Annotated in this window: 23 protein-coding genes and 3 pseudogenes; 19 read left to right on the top strand and 7 right to left on the bottom strand. The window is 65.4% G+C overall.

Annotation, left to right across the window (positions count from 1 at the left end; all coding sequences use genetic code 11):
* From K1X41_RS09100 to K1X41_RS09120, 5 genes are read left to right on the top strand one after another with little or no spacing between them, the layout of a single operon-like run.
* Positions 1-504, top strand: coding sequence for a Jag family protein (locus tag K1X41_RS09100; RefSeq protein ID WP_132205845.1), 504 nt, complete (start codon positions 1-3; stop codon positions 502-504).
* Positions 505-549: 45 nt separating this feature from the next.
* Positions 550-1203, top strand: coding sequence for a 16S rRNA (guanine(527)-N(7))-methyltransferase RsmG (rsmG, locus tag K1X41_RS09105; RefSeq protein WP_132205582.1), 654 nt, complete (start codon positions 550-552; stop codon positions 1201-1203).
* Positions 1196-2101, top strand: coding sequence for a ParA family protein (locus tag K1X41_RS09110; protein WP_132205580.1), 906 nt, complete (start codon positions 1196-1198; stop codon positions 2099-2101). The genes rsmG and K1X41_RS09110 overlap by 8 nt, the downstream gene beginning before the upstream one ends.
* Entirely contained in the window at positions 2101-3144 is a 1044-nt protein-coding gene (locus K1X41_RS09115; protein ID WP_132205578.1) for a ParB/RepB/Spo0J family partition protein, read from the top strand. Before K1X41_RS09110 ends, K1X41_RS09115 begins: the two co-directional genes overlap by 1 nt.
* 56 nt (positions 3145-3200) lie before the next feature.
* Complete coding sequence (locus tag K1X41_RS09120; RefSeq protein WP_132205576.1) at positions 3201-3647, top strand: SRPBCC family protein; 447 nt, start codon at positions 3201-3203, stop codon at positions 3645-3647.
* An 82-nt stretch (positions 3648-3729) separates the two neighbouring features.
* On the opposite strand, the gene trxA is transcribed toward K1X41_RS09120, so the two are convergent.
* The 3 genes from trxA to K1X41_RS09135 all read right to left on the bottom strand — a co-directional run bounded on the left by trxA (position 3730) and on the right by K1X41_RS09135 (position 7134).
* Positions 3730-4053: a thioredoxin gene (gene trxA, locus K1X41_RS09125; RefSeq protein WP_132205574.1), complete on the bottom strand. Its 324-nt coding sequence runs from the start codon at positions 4051-4053 to the stop codon at positions 3730-3732.
* Between the two features lie 37 nt (positions 4054-4090).
* Entirely contained in the window at positions 4091-5044 is a 954-nt protein-coding gene (gene trxB, locus K1X41_RS09130; RefSeq protein ID WP_132205572.1) for a thioredoxin-disulfide reductase, read from the bottom strand.
* Positions 5045-5118: 74 nt separating this feature from the next.
* A complete protein-coding gene (locus tag K1X41_RS09135; protein WP_258566409.1) occupies positions 5119-7134 on the bottom strand; it encodes a DUF6049 family protein in 2016 nt (671 codons plus the stop codon).
* Positions 7135-7576: 442 nt separating this feature from the next.
* Here K1X41_RS09135 and K1X41_RS09140 point away from each other — a divergent pair, with 442 nt between their 5' ends.
* The 4 genes from K1X41_RS09140 (at position 7577) to K1X41_RS09150 (ending at position 11050) form a co-directional block, all read left to right on the top strand.
* Complete coding sequence (locus K1X41_RS09140; protein ID WP_220174428.1) at positions 7577-9082, top strand: CCA tRNA nucleotidyltransferase; 1506 nt, start codon at positions 7577-7579, stop codon at positions 9080-9082.
* Positions 9083-9168: 86 nt separating this feature from the next.
* A complete protein-coding gene (locus K1X41_RS15615) occupies positions 9169-9441 on the top strand; it encodes a PIG-L family deacetylase (RefSeq protein WP_258566728.1) in 273 nt (90 codons plus the stop codon).
* Positions 9381-9926, top strand: coding sequence for a PIG-L deacetylase family protein (locus tag K1X41_RS09145; RefSeq protein WP_258566410.1), 546 nt, complete (start codon positions 9381-9383; stop codon positions 9924-9926). The genes K1X41_RS15615 and K1X41_RS09145 overlap by 61 nt, the downstream gene beginning before the upstream one ends.
* A gap of 50 nt (positions 9927-9976) precedes the next feature.
* Positions 9977-11050: an inositol-3-phosphate synthase gene (locus K1X41_RS09150; RefSeq protein WP_220174429.1), complete on the top strand. Its 1074-nt coding sequence runs from the start codon at positions 9977-9979 to the stop codon at positions 11048-11050.
* A 22-nt stretch (positions 11051-11072) separates the two neighbouring features.
* On the opposite strand, the pseudogene K1X41_RS16115 reads toward K1X41_RS09150, so the two are convergent.
* Positions 11073-12177 (bottom strand): annotated as a pseudogene (locus K1X41_RS16115) (glycosyltransferase); the annotation flags it as partial.
* 263 nt (positions 12178-12440) lie between these two features.
* Between K1X41_RS16115 and K1X41_RS15625 the strand changes: the two are divergent.
* The 10 genes and pseudogenes from K1X41_RS15625 to K1X41_RS09200 form a co-directional block, all read left to right on the top strand.
* Positions 12441-12611 (top strand): annotated as a pseudogene (locus K1X41_RS15625) (FAD-dependent oxidoreductase); the annotation flags it as partial.
* Between the two features lie 115 nt (positions 12612-12726).
* Positions 12727-13038, top strand: a pseudogene (locus K1X41_RS15630) (FAD-binding protein); the annotation flags it as partial.
* Between the two features lie 127 nt (positions 13039-13165).
* Positions 13166-14221, top strand: a complete 1056-nt coding sequence (locus K1X41_RS15635) for an FAD-binding protein (RefSeq protein WP_258566412.1) — start codon at positions 13166-13168, stop codon at positions 14219-14221.
* An 87-nt stretch (positions 14222-14308) separates the two neighbouring features.
* A complete protein-coding gene (gene rpsF / locus K1X41_RS09170) occupies positions 14309-14668 on the top strand; it encodes a 30S ribosomal protein S6 (RefSeq protein ID WP_132205549.1) in 360 nt (119 codons plus the stop codon).
* A gap of 3 nt (positions 14669-14671) precedes the next feature.
* Positions 14672-15220: a single-stranded DNA-binding protein gene (gene ssb / locus K1X41_RS09175; protein WP_132205547.1), complete on the top strand. Its 549-nt coding sequence runs from the start codon at positions 14672-14674 to the stop codon at positions 15218-15220.
* 111 nt (positions 15221-15331) lie between these two features.
* Positions 15332-15592 carry a 30S ribosomal protein S18 gene (gene rpsR / locus K1X41_RS09180; RefSeq protein ID WP_087015192.1) on the top strand — a complete coding sequence of 87 codons (261 nt, stop codon included), beginning with the start codon at positions 15332-15334 and terminating at the stop codon, positions 15590-15592.
* Positions 15593-15606: 14 nt separating this feature from the next.
* The gene (gene rplI / locus K1X41_RS09185; RefSeq protein WP_132205545.1) at positions 15607-16056 is read left to right on the top strand and encodes a 50S ribosomal protein L9; all 450 of its coding nucleotides are present in this window, start codon (positions 15607-15609) and stop codon (positions 16054-16056) included.
* Positions 16057-16571: 515 nt separating this feature from the next.
* Positions 16572-17948, top strand: a complete 1377-nt coding sequence (gene dnaB, locus K1X41_RS09190) for a replicative DNA helicase (RefSeq protein ID WP_132205543.1) — start codon at positions 16572-16574, stop codon at positions 17946-17948.
* Between the two features lie 272 nt (positions 17949-18220).
* Complete coding sequence (locus tag K1X41_RS09195) at positions 18221-18814, top strand: DUF308 domain-containing protein (RefSeq protein WP_132205541.1); 594 nt, start codon at positions 18221-18223, stop codon at positions 18812-18814.
* Positions 18815-18840: 26 nt separating this feature from the next.
* Positions 18841-19128, top strand: coding sequence for an ABC transporter ATP-binding protein (locus K1X41_RS09200; protein ID WP_132205539.1), 288 nt, complete (start codon positions 18841-18843; stop codon positions 19126-19128).
* Positions 19129-19502: 374 nt separating this feature from the next.
* Here K1X41_RS09200 and K1X41_RS09205 read toward each other — a convergent pair whose 3' ends face one another.
* The 3 genes from K1X41_RS09205 to purB form a co-directional block, all read right to left on the bottom strand.
* Positions 19503-20045, bottom strand: a complete 543-nt coding sequence (locus K1X41_RS09205; RefSeq protein WP_133616344.1) for a hypothetical protein — start codon at positions 20043-20045, stop codon at positions 19503-19505.
* Entirely contained in the window at positions 20035-20880 is an 846-nt protein-coding gene (locus tag K1X41_RS09210; RefSeq protein WP_220174430.1) for an LssY C-terminal domain-containing protein, read from the bottom strand. Before K1X41_RS09210 ends, K1X41_RS09205 begins: the two co-directional genes overlap by 11 nt.
* Positions 20881-21081: 201 nt before the next feature.
* A complete protein-coding gene (gene purB, locus K1X41_RS09215; RefSeq protein ID WP_132205533.1) occupies positions 21082-22467 on the bottom strand; it encodes an adenylosuccinate lyase in 1386 nt (461 codons plus the stop codon).
* Positions 22468-22477: the final 10 nt, after the last annotated feature.

The raw sequence follows: 22477 nt of genomic DNA on the forward strand, positions 1-22477 counted from the left end.
GTGACCCAGGACAACGACGCTCCCACCCAGGAATCGAGCGAACTCAGCCTCGCCGAACTCGAAGCTGACGGCGACTTGGCGGCGGACTATGTCGAGGGGCTCCTCGATATTGCCGATCTCGATGGAGATATTGACATTGACGTGGCCAACGGTCGCGCCTATGTGTCTGTCACGGGAGGGGACGCTGAGCTCGAGCGCCTCGCCGGCGCGGACACCGTGCAGGCCCTCCAGGATCTCACTCGTCTCGCGGTGCAGGCCAAGACCGGTCGATTCTCACGTCTCATCATTGATGTCGGCGGCTCGCGAAATGCTCGCGCAACTGAGCTCAAGGGCATGGTTGATGCAGCGGTGGCTCAGATCGCCGCGGGGCGCGATGAGGTCGAGCTCGAGCCCATGTCATCGTATGAGCGCAAACTCGTCCACGACGATGTCGCCGAGCGTGGGTACTTCTCGGAGTCTCGCGGTGAGGGCCGCGATCGCCGCCTCGTTATTAGCCGCGCCTGAGTGTGCAGTGAACTCGTTTCACGTGAAACGCGCGGGGAGCGTGTGATGTCCGATGCAAGCGAGCTGACGCTCGAAGGAGAACCGACGGCCGCCGCAGAAATCGCTGGCGAACGGATCACGGTGCTGCGCGCGTTTGCAGCTGACCTCGCTGAGCGGGGTGAGGAGCTCGGACTGATCGGCCCCGTTGAGCTTCCGCGTCTGTGGACCCGTCACCTGCTGAACAGCGCGGTCCTCGCGCCCCTGATCCAGTCCGGAGCGCGAGTCGCGGATATCGGCACTGGCGGCGGGATGCCGGGCCTCGTGCTCGCGATTGTTCGACCCGATGCGCAGTTCCTGCTCATCGAGCCGATGGAGCGCCGGTGTGCGTGGTTGAACGAACAGATCGACCGCCTTGAACTCGAGAATGTTGAGGTGCGGCGCGGGCGCGCTGAAGAGTTCCACGATGCATTTGAGGTGGATCAGGTGACGGCCCGCGCGGTCACGGCACTGCGTAAGCTCGTACCGATTACGGCTCCCCTGCTCCGAGACGGCGGTGAGATGCTGTTCCTCAAGGGCGCTGCGATTGACGCAGAAATTGAGGCCGCTGCAAAGACGCTGCGCAAGTATCGCGCAAGCGATGTGACGGTTGAAGAGCTCGGGGTTGGGCAGCTGGCTGAAACGACCCGGGTGTTTCGGGCTAAAATCAGAAGTCATGACTGAATCTGAGAAGTCACTCGTCGGCGATCACCTCGTTGACAAGATCCGGCGACGCCGCAAGCTCGCTGAAACTGTGTCGCCGCTTCCCTCGGAAACGCGGGTGATCACGGTGTCCAACCAGAAGGGCGGGGTGGGAAAGACCACCACCACCGTCAATCTTGCTTCGGCGCTCGCGCGTCGCGGGGCTCGAGTGTTGGTGATCGATCTTGATCCCCAGGGCAACGCCTCGACCGCGCTCGGGGTGGCTCACCGGCCCGAGGTCACGAGCGTCTACGACGTACTCCTCGGGGACAGCGGGCTTGAGGACGCGCTGCAGCCGACGAGTGATCACGACAATCTGTGGTGCGTCCCCTCAACGATTCACCTCGCCGGAGCCGAGATTGAGCTAGTCTCGCTCGTCGCCCGCGAACAGCGGCTGCGCACGGCGCTGCACAGCTTCCTCGCCGAGTCCGAGGAGAGCTACCACTACGTCTTCATCGATTGTCCGCCGTCGCTCGGGTTGCTGACGGTCAACGCCTTCGTCGCCGCAGATGAAGTGCTGATCCCCATCCAGTGCGAGTACTACGCGCTGGAAGGGTTGAGCCAGTTGCTCGGAAATATTGAGCTCATCCAGAAACACTTGAATCCTGGGCTGAGCGTTTCGACGATTCTGCTGACCATGTACGACGCGCGCACCAACCTTGCGCAGGAAGTCGCGGGCGAAGTGCGCACGCACTTCCCCGAGCAGGTTCTCTCCGCAGTGATCCCACGCTCTGTGCGGATTTCGGAGGCACCAAGCTACGGCCAGACGGTGCACGCGTACGATGGCGCTTCGATCGGCGCACTTGCGTATCTTGAAGCGGCCGCGGAGATGGCGGAACGCGGAGCAGCGGTAGACACTTCCACGGAGAGGCGCGACTGATGGCGACGAAGAAGCGAGGCGGCCTCGGCCGGGGTATCGGGGCACTCATCCCGCAGGCGCCCACGACGGGAGAACGCCCGGTTGATGTGTTTTTCCCGGCTGCAGGATCCACCGCAGCAGTCGCAGAGGTGGTGCCGGCAGATGACGCCGTGACGGACACCAACGGTGCGAGCACGAGCGCGAGTGCGAGCGCCGCGACCAGCTCCGAGGAGCCGCAGTTGCAGGAAGTGCCGGGCGCTCGCCTGACCCGGCTTGACCTCACAGACATCACGCCGAACCGGGTGCAGCCGCGCACGGAGTTCGATGAAGAAGCGCTTGCTGAGCTCACACACAGCGTCCGCGAATTCGGCGTCTTTCAGCCGATCGTGGTCCGTGAAATTGAGCCAGCGCCGAAAAGCGGGCCGCGGTTCGAGATCATCATGGGTGAGCGTCGCTTCCGCGCTTCCACTCGCGCGGGTCTCGAGAGCATTCCCGCGATTATTCGCAGCACCGCAGATGAACATATGCTTCGTGACGCGCTGCTCGAGAACCTGCACCGCGCGCAGCTGAATCCACTTGAAGAGGCCTCTGCCTACCAGCAGTTGCTCGCGGACTTTGGGATCACTCAGGAGCAGCTCGCCGAGCGTATTGGCCGCTCGCGGCCGCAGATTTCCAATACGATTCGACTGCTCCGCCTGCCAGAAGCCGTGCAGGCACGGGTGGCTGCTGGCGTGCTGACCGCTGGGCACGCTCGCGCGATCCTCTCGAACGATGGTGATGCCGAGTCAATGCAGCGGCTCGCGGACAAGATCGTAAACGAGGGACTCTCCGTACGCGCAGCAGAGGCGGCAGCTGCTGAGGGCCCTCAGCGCAAGACGCCGAAGGCTCGTGCCGGCGGTGTGCAGGCTCAGCTCAGCGAGATCGCTGATCGCCTCGGCGATCGTTTCGATACGCGGGTTGCAGTGAAATTGGGTGCGAAAAAGGGGCAGATCGTGATCGATTTCGCCACGATCGCCGATCTCAAGCGCATCCTCTCCGAGCTCGGAGATCCTGGCTTCAACTAGCTCACGTTTGCGCCCCTCGCGGCCGGGTCACGGACCCTATGTGGTTCACTGGAGGCATGACTTCTGAATCCCGAGTGGTGTCGGCCGAGCGGCTCAGCTCCGCTTCCCCCGAGGTGCTTTTCGAACTGATCGCCGATCCCGCACAGCAACCGCGGTGGGACGGAAACGACAACCTCGCTGAGGCTGCTGACGGGCAGCGCGTCCATGCCGTGGGAGACGTGTTCGTGATGACCAACACCGGGGACCGCGTGCGCGAGAACCGCATTGTTGAGTTCGTTGAGGGGCGCAAGATTGCATGGCTGCCCTCGCCTGTCGGTGAGACACCACCGGGCCATCTGTGGCGGTGGGAGCTGGAGCCTCGCGAGGGTGGCACGCTCGTGCGGCACACATACGATTGGTCTGAGCTGCACGATCCACGGCGGATCGAGCGCGCCAAGCAGAACACCGCGGAGGCGCTCCTGGCATCGGTGGACCGACTCGTGGCGCTCGCCGAGCAGGACTAGTCAGCGAGGATATCCGTCCCTCCATACGCGAGAGGGCCCCGAATCCCACTGGGATTCGGGGCCCTCTCGCGTATGAGGCAGCCTAGATAATGCCTGCGAGGTGCTGCTCGATCATCGGCTTCGGCATGGCCCCGATGATTTCACGCACCTCTTCGCCGTCCTTGAACACCTTCATCGCGGGGATGGAGGTGATGCGGTACTGCGCAGCGAGGTTCGGGTTCTCATCGACGTTCAACTTCGCGATGATGATCTTGCCCTCGTGCTCGGCAGCGATCTGGTCGAGGATCGGCGCAACGGCGCGGCACGGACCGCACCAGGCAGCCCAGAAATCCACGAGGACGGGAACTTCACTCTGGAGCACGACCTTCTCGAAGGTCTGCTCGTCGACAATAACGGGTTCATTCATGATGACTCCTTCGGTGACGCAGCTGGTGTGGGTGTGGTTAGACCGCGGCAAGCGCTGAGGCGTGCTCTTGCTCGCGTGCGGCCAGGTAATGCTCGGCATCAAGCGCCGCGATGGTGCCTGATGCTGCGGCAGTGATCGCCTGCCGGTAGCTCGGATCGGTGACGTCACCCGCCGCGAAGACACCGGCCACCGAGGTGCGCGCGCTCCGGCCCTCGACGGCAATCGTGCCCTCCGCCGTGAGATCCAGCTTGCCGTGCACGAGGTGCGTGCGCGGATCGTTGCCAATCGCGACGAACAGGCCCTCGAGGGGAAGCTCGCGCTCACTTCCGTCCACGGTGTTGCGCAGGGTCACGCCGGTGACTTCCGTTTCGCCGTGAATGGCGGTGACTTCGGAGTCCCACACAAACTCGATCTTTTCATTGTCGAACGCTCGCTGCTGCATGATCTTCGATGCCTTGAGCTCATTGCGGCGGTGGATCACGTACACCTTGGAAGCGAAGCGGGTGAGGAACGTTGCCTCCTCCATGGCTGAATCGCCGCCGCCGACAACGGCGATCGTCTTCTCACGGAAGAAGAACCCGTCGCAGGTCGCGCACCACGAGACGCCATGGCCGGACAAGCGATCCTCGTCGGCCAAGCCGATCTTGCGGTAGGCGGAGCCTGTCGCGTAAATCACGGTCTGTGCTTCGTGCACAGATCCGTCGCCCGCGGTGACACGCTTGACGTCGCCGGAGAAGTCGACCTCGGTGATGTCGTCATACACGACTTCGGTGCCGAAGCGCTCAGCCTGCTCCTGCATCCGCTGCATGAGCTCTGGGCCCTGGATGCCCTCGGGGAAGCCGGGGAAATTCTCGACCTCGGTGGTGTTCATCAGCTCGCCGCCAATGCCGATCGAGCTCGCGAACAGGAGCGGTTTCAGCCCCGCGCGCGCCGCATAGATGGCTGCGGTGAAGCCGGCCGGGCCGGAACCGATGATGATGATCTGCTGCATGAGGCTCCTCGCACGCATCGCTTGTGGTGCGGCCTGCGGGCCGCTCGGTGGGTATAACCCATCCTAGGTGCGTGCTATTCCTGGTGGGCAGCTGTCTGTCCAGCTTCGCTACTGCGCTTCCTGCGCAGGCTCCGCCAGATACCGAACCCGAGCAGCAGTGCGGCAAGACTCCCGAGGGTCCACAGGCCGATGGTCTCAACGACACTGCGGATCGAGATCGACAGCGTTCCGGTGAACACCGTCGGATCTCCCGTCGCCGCCGAAACACTCACGACGAGGCCGGACTCTCCTGAGGAGACGCGGCTGTGCACGGGAACGAGAATCCGCTGGTTCGCCTCGGCTGGCACCGTGATGTCAGGGAAATCTCGTTCGGGGAGGGAAAGCGCGGCGGACGACGGGTCAACGCGAACGCTCACGAGGGCATCGAACGGAAGCGAATTGTGGAGCTGAACGGGCACTCTCGTGGAGGTGCCGACAAGCTGGGTGTGCTCGGTGCTGAGAGCGCGGACGCCCTCGAGCAACTCGGCGTCGCGCTCCCGGTAGTGTGCTGCGACCGCCGCAAACTCATCCTCAGGCTCGGCGAAGCGTGTGGCGAACAATTCGAGCAGCCGGGTGCGCTGATAGCCGCTGAGGTACTCGGGATGGACGAGCACCGCGCCGAGCTCATTGACGGAGGTCTCCCTGCCAGCAGCCGTGCGCAAGAGTTCGCGCCGCTCTTCGAGCGTATCGCCGGCACGCAGAGACGCCTTCCCTTCGGGCAGCGCGGCCACCGTCGAGCTCGAAACCCAATTGAAGGTGCCAATTTTTGTGAGCAGTGCGCTCGGATCCTCTGCGTCGCCGAGTGCGCCGCGATCGAGGCCGACAAGCACCCCAGACGAATTGGACTGCGCAGCAAGGGCGAGCATCGCACCCAATCTGGCCGTGCCCGCATTCCGGTCGGCGGATGTCGCACCCCCGATCGCTGTGCGCGCGGCGTCGCCGAGTGCCGCATCCGTAATGAGTGCGGAGGTGGCGCCGACGGAGGCGCGCGGTGTGTCATTCCCGGAGACATTGCTGGAGTCGAGCACGACGGTGCGGATGCCACTTGACTCAAGCAGCGAGAGCGTTGCCTGATCCACCGCCCCCTCGGCTGGCCAGGCAGCTGCGATTGTTGTTGGCCACGCCAGCAGTTCGGCGAGTGTCGGCAGCGCCGTGGGCTCTGGCCCGGGATCGTTGCCATCCTCAGTGGGCGCAGGATCAGTGGGCACAGCTTCCGTAGCGGCGGAATCGAGGTCGGGCTGATCCTCGTTGGCCGCATCCTGCGGGGTCTGCTCACGGGGCTCTGTGCCGCTCACTGAGTCACTGTCGGCTGCCGGGAAGACGCCGAACCGTGAGACGAAGTCGAGACTCGACGGGGCAAGCAATTTGGAGTATCCGAGCGCGGCCTGTGCGGCTGGGTCTGCGTCGGCGAACTGCAGCATGAACGTCGGCAAGCTCAGTGCCGACATGCGCTCAAGCAGGGCGCGAGCGTTCTCCGGCGCTTCCTCCCCGTACGCACGGATCCCCGCGACGATGCGCGGATCGATCGCGAGCGTGGCCTGCCGGATCCTCGCTTCTGTGAGCAAGGCATCCCACTTGGGAGCGAGCTCTTCGAGTTGTCGCCTGGTAGGAAGCGTCCGGATATCAGAGGGCAGCACGAGCGGCACAATCAGACCGAGCGAGACGATCGGCGTCGGTGCGTTTGCTCCCGAGCCGGGCGGTGCCCCAGGAGTTCCCAATTCCGTGACCAGCTGGGTGAGCCCGGTCAGTACCCCTGAACCCGGATCGGCGGTGTCCGCGGCATCGCTCGGGTCGGCATCGCTCTGGTCGGCATCGCTCGAGTCGGCATCGCTCGGGTCGACTGCGGAGGCGGTGTCGGCCTTCTGCGCTGCGCCCGAAGCTGCGTCAGCGGTGCCGGCCTCCGCGGTGTTCGCAGCACCAGCGGCGCCTTCGGCTGGGTCCTGCTTCTCATCCTGAGTGGTGTCGGGATCCGGATCAGGCGTGTAGCTCGCCTGAACCGAGTGCACCCCGAACGCGGCATTCGTTCCGAGCGGGATATCGTCGCGCGGCACCGTGAGCGTTGCCGTGCGATCCTCCCCTGCTGCAACGGCGCCGATACTCGCCTCTGCGATGAGGGGGAGGTCACCGGCAGAATCGTGTCGAGTTGCTCCGCATCCGCGAGCTGCGCGGATCCGAAACGCAGTTGCAGCCGGCCAGCGGGGAGCTCCTCCGTGCCAGGGTTCCGCAAAAGAACATCGAAGCGCAGCTCGGCAGTGTCGGCGCGAATGACCGGATCCCGCGGTGACACGACGAGGGAAGCCGGATCCGAAGCCGACTCCTCCGAGCTGTCTGCCGCTCGTGCAGCGGTGACCGGCGCCGACGTGGCGGCCAGGCTGCCCGCGACAAGGCCGACCGCGAGCACGGCAGCCGGAAGTGCGCGGATCCGAGAAGGGAAAGCCATGAGCATCAGTCTATGGACCGGCTCTGTGATCAGGGTCCAGGTACCCTTATGGGATGCCCTCACTCGTCGATTCCATGGCCGCCATGCGCGCCATCGCCGCTTCTGCGCCCGTCGCGACGCTCGCCGAGGCCTTCGCTGCGCGCGGGCACGAGTTCGCGCTCGTCGGTGGCCCCGTCCGCGACGCACTGCTCGGCCGAGCCGTGACCGACCTCGACTTCACCACTTCAGCGCTGCCGGATGAGACGCGCGCGATTCTTGATGACCTGTCAGCGAGCGTCTGGGATGTTGGTCGCGACTTCGGAACGATTGCCGCACGCGTGCAGGGGGAGACGGTCGAGATCACGACGTACCGCGCGGAGATCTATCGCGACGATTCACGCAAGCCGACGGTGAGCTACGGTGACACGATCGAAGGCGATCTCGTGCGTCGTGACTTCACGATCAACGCGCTGGCGCTCATGCTCCCGGAACTTCGGCTGGTTGACGTCTCAGGCGGGCTCGAAGACTTGGTGGCTGGCCGGATCCATACCCCGGGCGCCCCTGCGGCCTCCTTCACCGACGACCCGCTGCGCATGCTGCGTGCCGCACGCTTCGCTGCTCAACTGGGCTTCGAAGTGTCTGCTGAGACGCAGGAGGCCATGGTGCAGTTCGCTGAGCGACTCGACATCATTTCCGCTGAGCGGATCAGGGACGAACTCGTGAAACTTCTGAGCTCGACCGACCCAGTGCCAGGCATCCGTCTGCTGGTCGACACTGGCCTTGCCGAGCGGTTCCTGCCGGAACTGACCGCGCTCCAAGCCACACAGGACGATCACGGCAGGCACAAGGATGTGTACGAGCACAGCCTCACAGTGCTGCGCCAGGCGATCGCGCTCGAAACGGAGCGCCGTGGAGCACACACCACCGCACCTGATGTGGTGCTCCGCCTCGCGGCGCTGTTGCACGATATCGGCAAGCCCGCCACCCGTCGATTCGAGCGCGGCGGCGTCACGTTCCACCACCATGACGTGGTGGGGGCGAAGCTCGCGAAGAAGCGGCTGCGCGAGCTCCGCTTCGACAACGACACCGTGAAACGAGTAGCGCGCCTGGTTGAACTGCACCTGCGCTTCTTCGGATACAGCGATCAACCGTGGACGGACTCTGCGGTGCGGCGCTATGTGCGCGATGCCGGTGACGAACTCGCGCAATTGCACATTCTCACGCGCGCCGATGTGACGACCCGCAACCGGCGCAAGGCGGAACGACTCGATCACGCCTACGACGACATTGAGCGCCGGATCGACGAACTCGCGGCAGCCGAGGAGCTTGCCGCGGTGCGGCCCGAGCTCGATGGCGCGCAGATCATGTCAATTCTTGGCATTGCGCCGGGGCCGCTCGTGGGCCGGGCGTATAAGCACATGCTCGATGTGCGGTTGGACGAGGGACCGATCGGGCCGGAGGCCGCGGAGGAGCGATTGCGCGCGTGGTATGCCGAACTGGAAGCGGACGAGGCATCCGAGCCGAGAGGTGCTGCAGGGCGTGCACCGGCCGCGGGGGCTGAGCCGGCGGCGGCCTCGTGAGCGGCGACGGCACTGTGGCGGAGACGGAATTGAAGGAGAACGACATGCAGGATCCAGCACAGTGGTTCGGCGGAGCGCCACGGGTGATGTTCGTGCACGCGCACCCCGATGACGAATCGATCAGCACCGGTGGAACACTTGCCGCCTTGGCGAGCGCTGGGCGCGAACCCCTGCTCGTGACCCTCACCCGCGGAGAGCGCGGTGAGGTGGTGCCAGGCCCCTTCGCGCACCTCGCAGGCACTGACGCACTGGCCCCCACCGCCAGGCGGAGCTCGCGGCGGCCCTATTTATGCTCGGAGTGGAGCGCCACGCGTTCCTCGGCGTTGAGCCGGCGCGCGCTGAGGGCCTCACCCCGGTGATTTACGAGGACTCTGGCATGGTGTGGGGCGCCGATGGCCGCGCCGAGGCGGCTGCGGACGCTACCGCCGACGCGCTGACGCGTGCGCCCGCCGTCGAAGCGCTCAACGATCTGCTCGCCGCAGCGCATGGTGCAGGTGCGCGTGCCGTGGTCAGCTATGACTCCGGTGGTGGGTACGGTCACCCAGACCACGTGTTTGCACACCGTCTCGCGCGCGCTGTTGCCCACGCGCTCGGCCTCCCGTTCTGGGAAATTGTTTCGGATCCGAGTGCGCTGAACTCGGCCCAGGGCGATCCGGCCGTCGAGACGCACGATATTTCGCCGTGGTTCGACCGCAAAGTCGCAGCACTTCGCTCCCACGTCACGCAGCTCACCGTTGAAGACGACGAAATGGTGCACGTTGGGGGCCAACGGCAGCGGATTGAGCGCAGTGAGGCATTCCGCTTGTGCCCCAGCCCAGCAGCCTCGAGTGAGCCAAGCGAGTAGAGTGGGACGTCGGGCGCGCCGAGCGCCGGACTCGAAAACATAGGGGTGCAATGAGTGTGAAGGTAGCCCTCGCGGGCGTTGGCAACTGCGTGAGTTCGCTCGTTCAGGGCGTCGAATACTACCGAGGGGCCGCCGACGACGAGCAGGTTCCCGGGCTCATGCACGTCCGTCTCGGCGGACACCATGTGTCTGACCTGGAATTTGTCGCCGCGTTCGAGGTAGACGCCGAGAAAGTCGGCCTCGATCTCGGCCAGGCGATCTGGGCAGGGCACAACAACACGATCAAGTTCTCCGATGTGCCGGATCTCGGCATCACGGTGCAGCGCGGCCCCACACTTGATGGGCTTGGCGAGTTCTACCGTGACGCTGTGGAGGAATCGAGCGCAACGCCGGTGGATGTGGCACAGGTGCTGCGCGACTCCGGCGCAGATGTGCTCGCGTGCTACCTTCCCGTCGGCAGCGACGACGCCGTGAAGTTTTACGCGCAGGCCGCGCTCGATGCGGGGGTGGCGTTTGTGAACGCTGTGCCGGTGTTTGTGGCGAGCGACCCCGAGTGGGCCGCGAAGTTTGTGGCTGCGGGGCTTCCCATCGTCGGTGACGATATCAAGAGCCAGGTGGGCGCAACGATCACGCACCGCGTGCTGGCACGCCTCATGGAGAGCCGTGGCGTGGCGCTGGATCACACCTACCAGCTCAACGTCGGCGGCAACATGGACTTTAAGAACATGCTGGAGCGCAGCCGGCTGAAGTCGAAGAAGATCTCGAAGACGCAGGCCGTGACCTCGAACCTTGATGTCAATCTCTCCGCAGACGATGTGCACATCGGCCCGAGCGACCACGTGCCGTGGCTCGAGGATCGCAAGTTTGCCTTTGTGCGGCTTGAAGGGCGCGGGTTCGGCGACGTGCCGATGAGCATCGAGTACAAGCTCGAGGTCTGGGACTCCCCCAACTCGGCCGGCACGATGATCGACGCGATCCGGGTTGCCGCTGTTGCGAAAGAGCGCGGCCTCGCCGGTCCGGTAGAAGCCGGCTCGGCTTACTTCATGAAGTCGCCTCCGGTACAGATGCCGGACCATGCTGCGCGCGCTGCGCTGGAAAAGTTCCTGGCTGAGCCGAACGCGTAGGCACTGTCAGGCGAAGCGGCACCTAGCGGGGATTCGAGAGTTCTGGAGCCCCGAGAGGTGCCGCTTTGGCGGGGCGTGCACCGGAGTAGGCCTGTGCGAGCAGAGCGGCGTGGGCATCCCAGTTGTGGCTGAGGGCGTGTGCGCGGGCCTGCTCGCCGAGCCTGCTGCGCTGTGCGGGATCCCGCAGGAGCGCCCTCAGCGCGCTGGCCCAGGCTGCGGGATCCCGCGTGGCGAGCCGCAGTTCGGCGCCGCTCGGCGCCGCAGCCTCCAACAGGCCGGTGTGCGCAGCGATGATCGTCGGCACGCCGCACGCTGCAGCTTCGAGTGCGACGAGGCCGAACGATTCGGAGTGTGAGGGCACGAGCACCACACTGCTTTCGGCGAGGAGCCGCGCCGCCGCCACGCGATCCTGCGCTGGCAGGAACGTGACCTGCGCCGCAATCCCCGTGCGATGCGCGAGCTCGCGCAGTTCGGCGGCGTAACCTTCAGCCCCGGAGTCGGCTCCCCCGCGATGACGAGCTCGCAGCTCCGCCAGAGCTCGGGATCGGCGTGCGCAAGCCGTGCGGCAGCGGCGATGGCGAGGTCCTGCCCCTTGAGTGGCTGCACACGTCCGAGCACCGTGATCCGGAGCCGCCTCGGTGTTTCACGGGAAACACTCACTGGCCGAAACAGTTCGGTGTCAACGCCAGGGTGCACGATCGTTGCGGGATGAGTCGGTTCGCCGTAGCCGGAGGTGATGGCCGCCAGTTCACTGCGACTGCAAGCGATCACGTGTGCCCCGCGAGTGAGCGCGCGCTCCCCCGCGAGCCGCAATTCGGGCTCCGGCTGATCGCCAGGCGCAAGTCGCAGATTCTTCTGGTCAGCGACGGTGTGCATGGTGATTGCTGGGATGACGCGATTGGCCGCTGCGAGTGGGAGCGCTGCGAGCCCGCTCAGCCAGTAGTGCGCGTGTATTGCGTCGAAGCTGCCCTGCTCCGCGAGTGCGGAGGCAAACTCCGGCACCGCAGCCGGAAGCTCCCCTTGCCGAGCTCTGCTGGCCCCGCGATGAGCGCCGTGACTCGCGCGCCGTGCCCGAGCGGGCTCGTACCCGCGGGCGTGGTCTCGTCCGCCCGTGTAAACACGGTGACGTTGTGCCCTGCCCTGGCGAGCGCCCGGGCAGCTGACGCCACCACGACGTTCATGCCGCCAGCATCCCCGCTCCCGGGAACTGCCGCGGGTGACGTGTGCATGGAGATGAGCGCGATCCGCATGAGTGTCAGCCTATGGTGCGACGCAGACGCAGCTGATCCGGCGGCCTCGTGCCGTCACTTCTCCCCCTCCCGCAGATCGCGGCCACTCGCTACACTCGGGGGCACACGCGGGGATTCCTCGCCTGGCGCAAAGGAGCGGCATGCCCACAGGACACGCAATCGTGGTCGGTGCCGGCCTCGCGGGGCTCGTTGCCGCGGCCGAGCTGCTCGACGCTGGCCAGCGCGTCACCGTCCTGGACCAGGAGAGCGAGGCGAACCTCGGCGGGCAGGCCTGGTGGTCGTTCGGCGGGCTGTTCCTCATCGACTCCCCGAGCAGCGCCGACTCCGCGTGCACGACTCTCGCGAACGTGCAGGACGCGACTGGATGGACGCTGCGGCGTTCGACCGTGAGGAAGACGCGCTCCCCGGCAGTGGGCCGAGGCCTATCTGGACTTCGCGGCAGGCGAAAAGCGCGCGTGGCTGCGCGAACGTGGCATTGGGTTCTTCCCGGTCGTCGGCTGGGCAGAGCGAGCGCGCAACAGCGTGCCACGGTTTCACATCGTGTGGGGCACCGGCCCCGCAATTCTCGCGCCATTCATTGCGCGTCTGCGACGCGGAATCGCTGAAGGCCGTGCCGCGTACGTGCCACGGCACCGGGTGACCGAGCTCGTGGTGACAGACGGCGGCGTTACAGGAGTGCGCGGTGAGCGGCTCCGCGAGGACAGTGCGGCGCGGGGCAAATCGTCGTCGCGAGAGGTGATCGGCGACTTCGAGCTCGCTGCCGACGCAGTGCTGGTGAGCTCGGGCGGGATCGGGGGAATCACGAGCTCGTGCGGGAACGCTGGCCCGCGCGACTCGGCGCTCCCCGGCCGAGATGCTCGCTGGCGTGCCGGCTCACGTCGACGGTCTCATGCTGGGCATCGCCGAACGCGCGGGTGCGCGCCTCATCAACGGCGACCGGATGTGGCACTACACCGAGGGCATCGCAAATCATTCGCCAGTGTGGCCGGCGCACGGGATTCGGATCCTGCCAGGCCCCTCCTCGCTGTGGCTCGATGCGAGCGGGCACCGTCTACCGGCCCCGCACTATCCCGGATTCGACACGCTCGACACCCTGACACGGCTGCGCGCGACCGGGCACGATCACTCCTGGTTCGTGACCACGGAGCGGATCGCGGGTACCGAGTTCGCACTCTCAGGGAGCGAGCAGAACCCAGATCTCACCGGGAAATCGCTGCGGCTACTCCGTGACCGGCTCGGATCAGGAGCCCCAGCACCCGTCCAAGCATTTCTCGACCGCGGCGCAGACTTCGTGGTCGCCGATTCGCTCGACCAGCTGATCGACGGCATGCAGATGAAATCCCCCGTACCGCTGGATCGCAGCGCCATTCATGCCGCGGTGAACGAACGAGATCGGGGGTTCCGCGGATCCGGCCCTCTGCCCCACGCTCGCGCGGGTGCCACCGGAATCGTGAGCGATGCGCAGTTGGACCGCGTGCGTGTGGCCCGGAACTACCTCGGCGACAAGCTCGTGCGCGTCGCGGCACCCCACGCGCTCACCGATTCCCAAGCCGGTCCCCTCGTCGCGGTGAAACTGCATCTGCTGACGCGAAAGAGCCTCGGTGGGCTGCACACCGATCTGTCCGGACGGGTGCTCGGGCCGCACGGGACGGCGGTGCCCGGACTCTTCGCGGCTGGGGAGGCCGCCGGATTCGGGGTGGCGGGGTGCACGGGTACCGGGCGCTCGAGGGCACATTCCTCGGGGGCTGCCTGTTTACCGGGCGCACCGCAGGCCGAGCTATGGCGGCAGCGCTCTAGCCGGGCGACGGTCAGGGGTGCGCATTCACGCCGTGTGAGCGATCTCACCCCTCGGCTGTGGATCTCTCCCCGCGCTGCGGCCGGAAGAGTGATAAGCTTTCCAGGTTGTCTGTGTGCGGCGTAATCTTCGCTCGCCCACTGGCACGATGCAATAACACCCTCCTGCCACAGAAATCCTGTGGCCGTGAAGTCCGAAGGAGGTGGGTCAGTAATGCATCCGTATGAACTCATGGTGATCCTCGATCCGGGTATCGACGAGCGCACCGTGGCTCCCAGCATGGAGAAGTTCCTCGGCGTCATCCGCACAGCGGGCGGCGAGATCGAGAACGTCGACATCTGGGGCAAGCGCCGTCTTGCTTACGAGATCAACAAGCAGTCAGAGGGCATCTACGTCGTGGTGAACTTCACCGCGTCGCACGAAGCCACCGCTGAGCTTGATCGTCAGCTTGGTCTCTCCGAGGCAGTGCTCCGCACCAAGGTGCTGCGCTCCGACGAGCTCATCGCCCAGCGCGCAGCGCAGGCGAAGCACGAGCAGGCGAAGGCGGCTCGTGCCGCGAAGGTGAGCGCCTAGCTCATGGCCGGCGAGCCGCTGATCACTGTTGTTGGCAACCTGGTTGCTGACCCCGAGCCTCGCGTGAGCCAGGCCGGTAAGTCGTGGGTGACGTTCCGTATCGCCTCGACCCCGCGCGTGCGTGACCGCCAGTCGGGCGACTGGTCGGACGGCGAAGCGTTGTGGCTCGGTTGCCGTGCGTACGGAGAGTACGCCGACAACATTGCCGCTTCGCTCACGAAGGGCTCGCGCGTTATCGTGCAGGGTCGTCTCACGCAGCGCAGTTACACCGATAACCAGGGCCAGCAGCGGACCTCTCTCGACCTTGAGGTCGAGGAGATCGGGCCGTCGCTCCGTTTCGCTACCACGCAGATCTCCCGGGGGCAGTCCCGTGGCCAGGTCGGCGGTTTCGGTGGCGGCAGCGGTCAGCCAGCCGGGCAGAGCAGCTGGGGCCAGCCCGCAGCCGCTCCGCAGCAGCAGGAAACTCCCTGGGGCGGCCAGCCGCAGCAGGGTGGTGCGGCTGCAGGCGCAGGCGACTTCGGTGGCGGTTTCGACGACGAGCAGCCCTTCTAGGCAGCCTCTCTGCCGCGTCACGCGGTGGGCACCCTCCCGTCCTCTCAGACGGCGAGCATCAACTTTGGAGTCCTGCGCTCGCGCGGGAAATCACACGAAAAGAGACCAACTATGGCAGGCAAGTCCAGCGGCGCAGCCCGCAAGCCGGGTCGCGGCAAGAACGCAAAGGTCGTCGCACCCGCCAAGAAGCAGACCGTAGGCGTCATTGATTACAAGGACGTCGCAACGCTTCGCAAGTTCATTTCCGAGCGCGGGAAGATCCGTGCACGTCGGATCACCGGCGTGTCCGTGCAGGAGCAGCGCTTGATCGCAAAGGCCGTGAAGAACGCCCGCGAGATGGCTCTCCTCCCCTACGCCGGCTCTGGCCGCTAAGGAGAACGAGAATCATGGCGAAGGTAATTCTTACGAACGAGGTCCAGGGCCTCGGTTCCGCCGGCGATGTCGTTGACGTCAAGACCGGTTACGCGCGCAACTACCTCGTGCCCCAGGGCTACGGGGTGCACTGGACCCGCGGTGGCGAGGCTCAGGTTGCTCAGATCCGTGCCGCACGTGATGCACGTGCGCTCGCTTCGGTCGAGGACGCTCAGGCGCTCAAGGCCAAGCTGCAGGAGGGCAAGATTCGTCTCCAGGCGAAGACTGGCACCGGCGGGCGTCTCTTCGGCTCGGTGAAGCCGGCTGCTGTTGCCGCTGCGGTGTCGCAGGCCGGCATCGGCGAGATCGATAAGCGGAAGATCACGGTGCCCAGCATCAAGTCGACCGGCGAGTACAAGGCGATCGTCCACCTGCACGATGGTGTCGACGCAACGGTGACCATTCAGGTCATCTCGCAGCGCTAGTCGCTCGCACCCGTTCGGCGGGGTGACGGTTCTTTGGAATCGTCGCCCCGCCGTTCAGTTTTTCTAGGCCGAACGCACTGAGTACTCGGCCGCGCAGCGTGTATTCATCCGGGGAATTGCTCAGTGCTACTCAGGTGAACGCAGCGTGTCGGCGTGTCGTCGAATTCGTGCCGTGTCGCAATTGACACAGGCGTGCTGGCCGGGTAGTTCTCCACATGACCCGGGGATCTCTCCAGCCTCAAGGTGTACCTGAAGCTTGAATAACTTTCACCCTGTTGAAAGTGAAAATGCCTGGTCAGGTGATATATATTTCGTCATATTCAGTTCCTGTCCACAGGTTGTCCCCAAGCGTGTGGATAACCTGTGGCGAAAAAGGGCAAGTTATCCACTAAGTTATCCACAGGCTTCCGAGCGTCCGCTTGAGACGCGCCCCGGGTGCCCGTAACGTGAATGTCCGGGGTTGGGTGTTCGATGTGTGAATCGCCAATCCCACAGCATCGAAAAGGAGTGGTCGAGTGTCGATCGCACACCTGGGTATCCCAGATTCGCTCGCGGAGGAAGCTCCCCGGGGGCACGAACGTACGCCGCCGTACGATTTGCTCGCAGAGCAGAGCGCCATCGGTGGCATGCTGCTGTCGAAGGATGCCGTCGCGGACGTCACGGGTGTGCTCAAGGGAATTGACTTCTACGTTCCCAAACACGAGGTCATCTACGAGGCTGTGCTCTCGCTCTACTCTCGCGGCGAGCCGACCGACGTCATTACGGTCACCGATGAGCTCACCAAGACCGGTGAGTTGCAGCGCGCTGGCGGAGCCGAATACCTCCACACGCTCACGAGCATTGTTCCCACCGCGGCAAACGCCAGCTTCTACGCCGAAATCGTTGGCGAAAAGGCGCTGCTGCGACGCCTGGTCGAGGCCGGAACGCGCATCGTGCAGATGGGCTATGCGGGTGAGGGTGAGGCCATTGACCTCGTCAACGTCGCACAGTCCGAGATCTACGGCGTGACAGGTGAGGCCCAGGGTGAGGATTACGTGCCGCTCCACCTCGCCGTTGACGCCGCGCTTGAGGAAATCAATAAGGCGAACAGCTCGACGGGAGGCATGCTCGGCGTGCCGACGGGATTCGCCGAGCTCGATGCCATGACGAACGGCTTCGCGGGCGGGCAGATGATCATTATCGCCGCACGACCCGCAATGGGTAAGTCGACGCTCGCCATGGATGTGGCCCGCAACGCGTCGGTGCACGCAAACGCCCCAACAGTGTTCTTCTCACTCGAGATGGGTCGCGCTGAGATCGCGATGCGACTGCTCGCCGCGGAAGCCAGCATCCCGATGCAGACGCTTCGCAAGGGTGCGCTCGACAATCGCGACTTCCAGAAGCTCGCCGCGACCCAGGCGCGCGTCGCCGAGGCCCCGCTCTACATCGACGACAGCCCGAACCTTACGCTCGTCGAAATCCGGGCGAAGTGCCGACGCCTCAAGCAGCAGCACGGACTGCGCATGGTGGTAATCGACTATCTCCAGCTCCTCTCAAGCGGAAAGAAGTCCGAAAGCCGTCAGCAGGAAGTCTCGGAGTTCTCACGTGCGCTCAAACTGCTCTCGAAAGAACTCGACGTTCCCGTGATCGCCCTGTCACAGCTCAACCGTGCTTCTGAGCAGCGCGCCGACAAGATGCCGGCCATTAGCGATCTGCGTGAGTCCGGCTCGCTTGAGCAAGACGCCGATATGGTGATCCTCTTGCACCGCGAGGCTGTGGGGGACCGCGACAGTCCGCGCGCGGGTGAGGCCGATTTCATTCTCGCGAAGCAGCGCAACGGTCCGACCGGCACGGTCACCGTCGCCTTCCAGGGCCACTACTCACGCTTCCAAGACATGCCGAGCGGCCTGTAGTCGAGCGATTCCTCACCGAGCGCTGCAGCACAGCGCTGCGATGGCATCTCGCAGGCGTGCCAGCGCGCGCCAAGGCGCGCTGGCACGCCTGCGCCGGTGTCCGCCCGAGCCCGCTGCGCCGGTGTCCGCCCCAGCCCGCTGTCCGGGTGCACGCGTGAGACTCCTGTGCAGCCGTGGGCCCGAGCCCGCTGTGCAGGCAGTGCCTGAGGCCGCTGTGAGCTGGCTCTCCGGTGTGCGGGGTACACTTGAGCACGACACAGAAAAGGGGTGGCATGTCCGCTGCGGTACGAACATCAGCGCGATCCACGGCCCCCGATTCCCCGGTCACACGCCCGATCCGGCTGACCAGGGTCGGCGTGTTGATCGTCTCAGGGCTCGTGATTGCCTTCTCCGCGCCCCTGCATGAGCAATTCGGCTTCGATATCGTGGTCGCCACCGCGGCACTCGGACTGATCGGTATCGCTCACCTCCTTGAATGGTGGTCGCTCACCGCACCGCACCGCACTTCCGTGCCACTGCTGCTCGGAATTGTTGCCATCGTTGCCGCGATCATCCTGCCGTTCACCACTGCCGCAATCGGCTTCGCCGTCGTGATCGCCGCATGGTCGCTGGTCTCGGGGCTGCTCGAGTTCATCGGAGCCACCGTCCGGCCAGGCAGTCGCCAGGATGCCACGTTGCTCGGTGGCGCAGGCCTCCTACTCGCGTTGCTCGTGCTGTTTGCACGCGAAGACCAGGTCGCGATCGTTGGATTCTTTGGCGCCTATGCGCTGCTGACCGGTGTCTTTCTCGGCATCTCGGCCTTCGACACACGTCGCACAGCCCAGCCGACAACAGACGAAGCGGGCGCAACGCCCGCCGCCCCGTAACCACGCTCCTGAACTGAAAGCACTCGATGACCCAGAACCCTGAGCCCGCCAAGACCCAGCCCGTGACTCCGTCGCGTCGGGATCGACTGCGGCCGCTTGAGCTCATTGTGTTCTCCGCCGTCCTCGGTGTCTTCGCCGGGCTGATCGTGCTCCTGACGACCCGAGAGCCCCTGCTCGCCGTGATCTTCCTCGGCATTGGCTTCATCAGCTCACTCGTCATGGTTGCGCTCGTGGGCCTCGGCGGGAAGCCGAGCGCGGAGGACCTCGAGGCCCGCAAAGATCTCCAGTCGCCAGACGGCAAGAACTGGCACTAGTTCCTCGGGTGCACTGGGCTCCCGAGCGTGGTGTTGAGGGGAACCGTTTGGGGCCCGGCGCTCAGAATGTGCCGCTGGGGGTCCGGGGCTGATGGTCCGGTGCTGAGGACCCTGCACTGAGGGTCCGGCCCTGAGGAACCTGCACTGAGGGTCCGGCCCTGAGGAACCCGCGCTGAGCAGTGCCGTCCCGCGTTTCACTTCGCGCAGGAGTTCTGAGCTCACGCAGGAACGATTCGGCGCCTTGGGCCTGCGGGAACTCGAATCTCCTGCGTGAGCTCGACGGTGCTGCCAGCGCAGGACGCCGCCAGTAGCTGACGCGCCAGTGTCTGAGCCGCTAGCCTCTGATCCGCGCAGCCTCTGATCCGCCCAGTGGACTAGTGGTGCGGGGTGCGGCGCGGTGCGGCGCTGGAGAACGCGATCCACCGCCGGGACCTCCCGCGGGTCCAGGAGCGGGCGTTGCGGCTTGAGAGCGCCAGCAGGATCAGGATATCGAGTGCCAGCGTCAGCAGCGTCGCGCGCACGGTGATCGACTCGCTCGTCGAGAAGTACGTAATCGCCGCAGCCGTGATGCTGATCGCCGCCCAAAACTGCGTGAGCATGCGCGCAGTGTTGCTCCCACGCACCAGCCCGAATGCGAAGCACAGGAGCACGAGCGCCCAGAGTGCCACGCCCCCGACCACGATGCCCAGCACGACGGCGGCGCTCTCACTATCGAGGTCGAAGTCGTCGCGCAGCCCCGGCCACTCGGTCAGGAACCCCAGGATCCAGAGCGGCCCGCCCAGCGCACGCAAGAAGACCAGCACAATGCCCCCGGTGAGCGCGCCAGGGCGGCGCCCAGTCTGTGCACGCGGCGGCTCGGCTGTGAGCAGGTCAGTAGCCGACTCGATCGCGATCCGTTTCCGTGGTTCAGTTGACATCCGAAGCGTCACCTCCCGGCAGCACGATGATCGGCAAATCGCCATCCGTCCGAATGCTGTCGCCCCCACCGTTTCGGGAGTGGTACCCGGTCGAGAAGTCGTGCAGGGTCACCAGGCTCACTGCCGGGTTGGCTGACCGCACGGTCGCCACGACATGGTCGCGCTCGATATCTGTATCGGCGTCGATCCGGTGCGTGATTTGCAGTGTGAACAGCGAGAAACCGACAGCGCGGTCGAACGTGCCAGCAGCAAGCCAATCGACGCGCGAGCCACCGGGCAGCAGCCAATCATCGGGCGTGCGCCAGAACCGCACGTGGTGCCGCTTTGCGGGGTTCCCCTCAACTTCTTGCTGGTAGGCGAAGTCTTGCATGCGCCCGAACAGGAACAGCGGACTCACGGGTGCGCGGTCGTAGCTGCGCCTCGTCACTGTCGACACGATGATGCCCCACGAGGAGCGCAGCGTCACCGCATCGGCGCGTGTCCATCCTGCCGCGAGCATGGCTGCGTGGAGCTCATCTGCTGGGCCGCGGAGGGCCAAGTTGATGGGATCACCGAGCAATCCGTCGCTCGTTCGAGTGCGCCCGATGAAGTAGTCGGGCACGTAAATTGACGTCAGTATGCGGTGCAGCCGGGGGAGTACGAGATACGCGAGGAGCACCCAGAACGCAATGAAGAACAGGATCCCGAACCACCCGATGTGGAAGGTTTCGGTGAGGATCAACCACGCAAGCCAAACGGCGGCGAGGCCAGCATAGATGAAGAAAAACTGGTCGAAGAGGGCCGAAATCGGAACACGGCGCCGCGCATTCTTGGCAGGCTTCGGCGCGGTACTCATGCTCACATCGTAGCGAGTTGCTCCACTATGGCGCCGGGTGGGAGGCCACTGAATGACACCAGTCTCGTCGCGCGCCGGTGCCAGCTTCGTCGCGCGCCGACGCCAGCCTCGTCGCACGCTGATGGACACCGGGCTGCACAGCAAGAGCGCCCGGCGCGGCCTGCAGGCTGCACCGGGCGCTCTTGTGTGGGACGCTGGCGACTAGCGAGTCAGGTAGTCGAGCAGCTTCGCAGCGTCGCCGATGTAGGTCGCTGGGGTGAGCGCGAGCAGGCGCTGCTTTGCCGCATCACCAATTTCGAGGCCAGAGACGAACTCAACGAGCTCGGCCTGGCCGATCCGGCGCCCGCGCGTGAGCTCTTTAAGCGCGGCGTAGGGATCGCTGATCGTCGAGCGCCCGGAAGCCACCTCCGCACGGATCACCGTCTGGATCGCCTCGCCGAGCACCTCCCAGTTCGCGTCGAGATCCGCTGCGAGCAGTTCAGGGGCCGCATCGATCTGGCCCAGGCCCTTCAGGATGTTGTCGAGTGCGAGCACCGAGTGCCCGAGGCCGACCCCGATGTTGCGCTGTGCCGAAGAGTCCGTGAGGTCGCGCTGCCAGCGGCTCGTCACGAGCGTCGCCGCGAGTGAATCGAGAATCGCGTTCGAGAGCTCGAGGTTGGCCTCAGCGTTCTCGAAGCGGATTGGGTTGACCTTGTGCGGCATCGTCGAGGAGCCGGTTGCGCCGGCAACCGGGATCTGCCGGAAGTAGCCGATGGAGATGTAGCTCCAGATATCGGTGGCGAGATTGTGCAGGATCCGGTTCGCGTGAGCGACGCGAGTGTACAGCTCCGCCTGCCAGTCGTGTGACTCGATCTGTGTGGTGAGCGGATTCCAATCGAGCCCGAGTCCCTCAACGAATTGCTGCGAGACCTGCGCCCAGTCAGTATCCGGATCGGCGGCGAGGTGCGCGGCGAAGGTGCCGGTCGCACCGGAGAACTTGCCGAGGTACTCGATGTCATCGATCTGGTTCAGCTGCCGCTCGAGGCGGTACACGAACACGGCGAGCTCTTTGCCGAGCGTTGTCGGCGTCGCCGGCTGGCCGTGTGTGCGGCTCATCATCGGCAGCTCGCGGTACTCCTCGGCCTGGCGGGCCAATTCCGCGATGACACGCTCGAAGCGGGGGCGCCACACTTCGGCGATCGCCTGCTTCACCGTGAGTGCGTAGGAGAGGTTGTTGATGTCCTCGCTCGTGCAGCACACGTGGGTGAGCTCGGCGAGGTGGCCGAGGCCCTGTGCTTCCAGGCGGGCGCGCACGAGGTACTCGACGGCCTTCACATCGTGCTGTGTGGTCTTCTCGGTCTCGGCGAGCTCGTCGATCTCGGCCTGGCCGAAATCGGCGGCCCACGCGCGCAGCTGAGCGAGCTGGTCCGCGGGAATCGGCGTGCCGCCGAGCAGCGAGTGCTCGGTCAGGTACGCGAGCCACTCCACCTCGACGTGGACGCGGGCCTTGTTCAGCCCGGCTTCGGAAAGCGTGTCGCCGAGTGGTGCGACGGCGGCGAAGTAGCGGCCGTCGAGGGGGCTGATGGGCTGCGGGGGCAGGGGTGTCATGGCGTCTCCG

Origin of the sequence: Leucobacter luti (genome assembly GCF_019464495.1) — a bacterium.
In the GTDB taxonomy this organism is placed as follows: Bacteria; Actinomycetota; Actinomycetes; order Actinomycetales; family Microbacteriaceae; genus Leucobacter; species Leucobacter luti_A.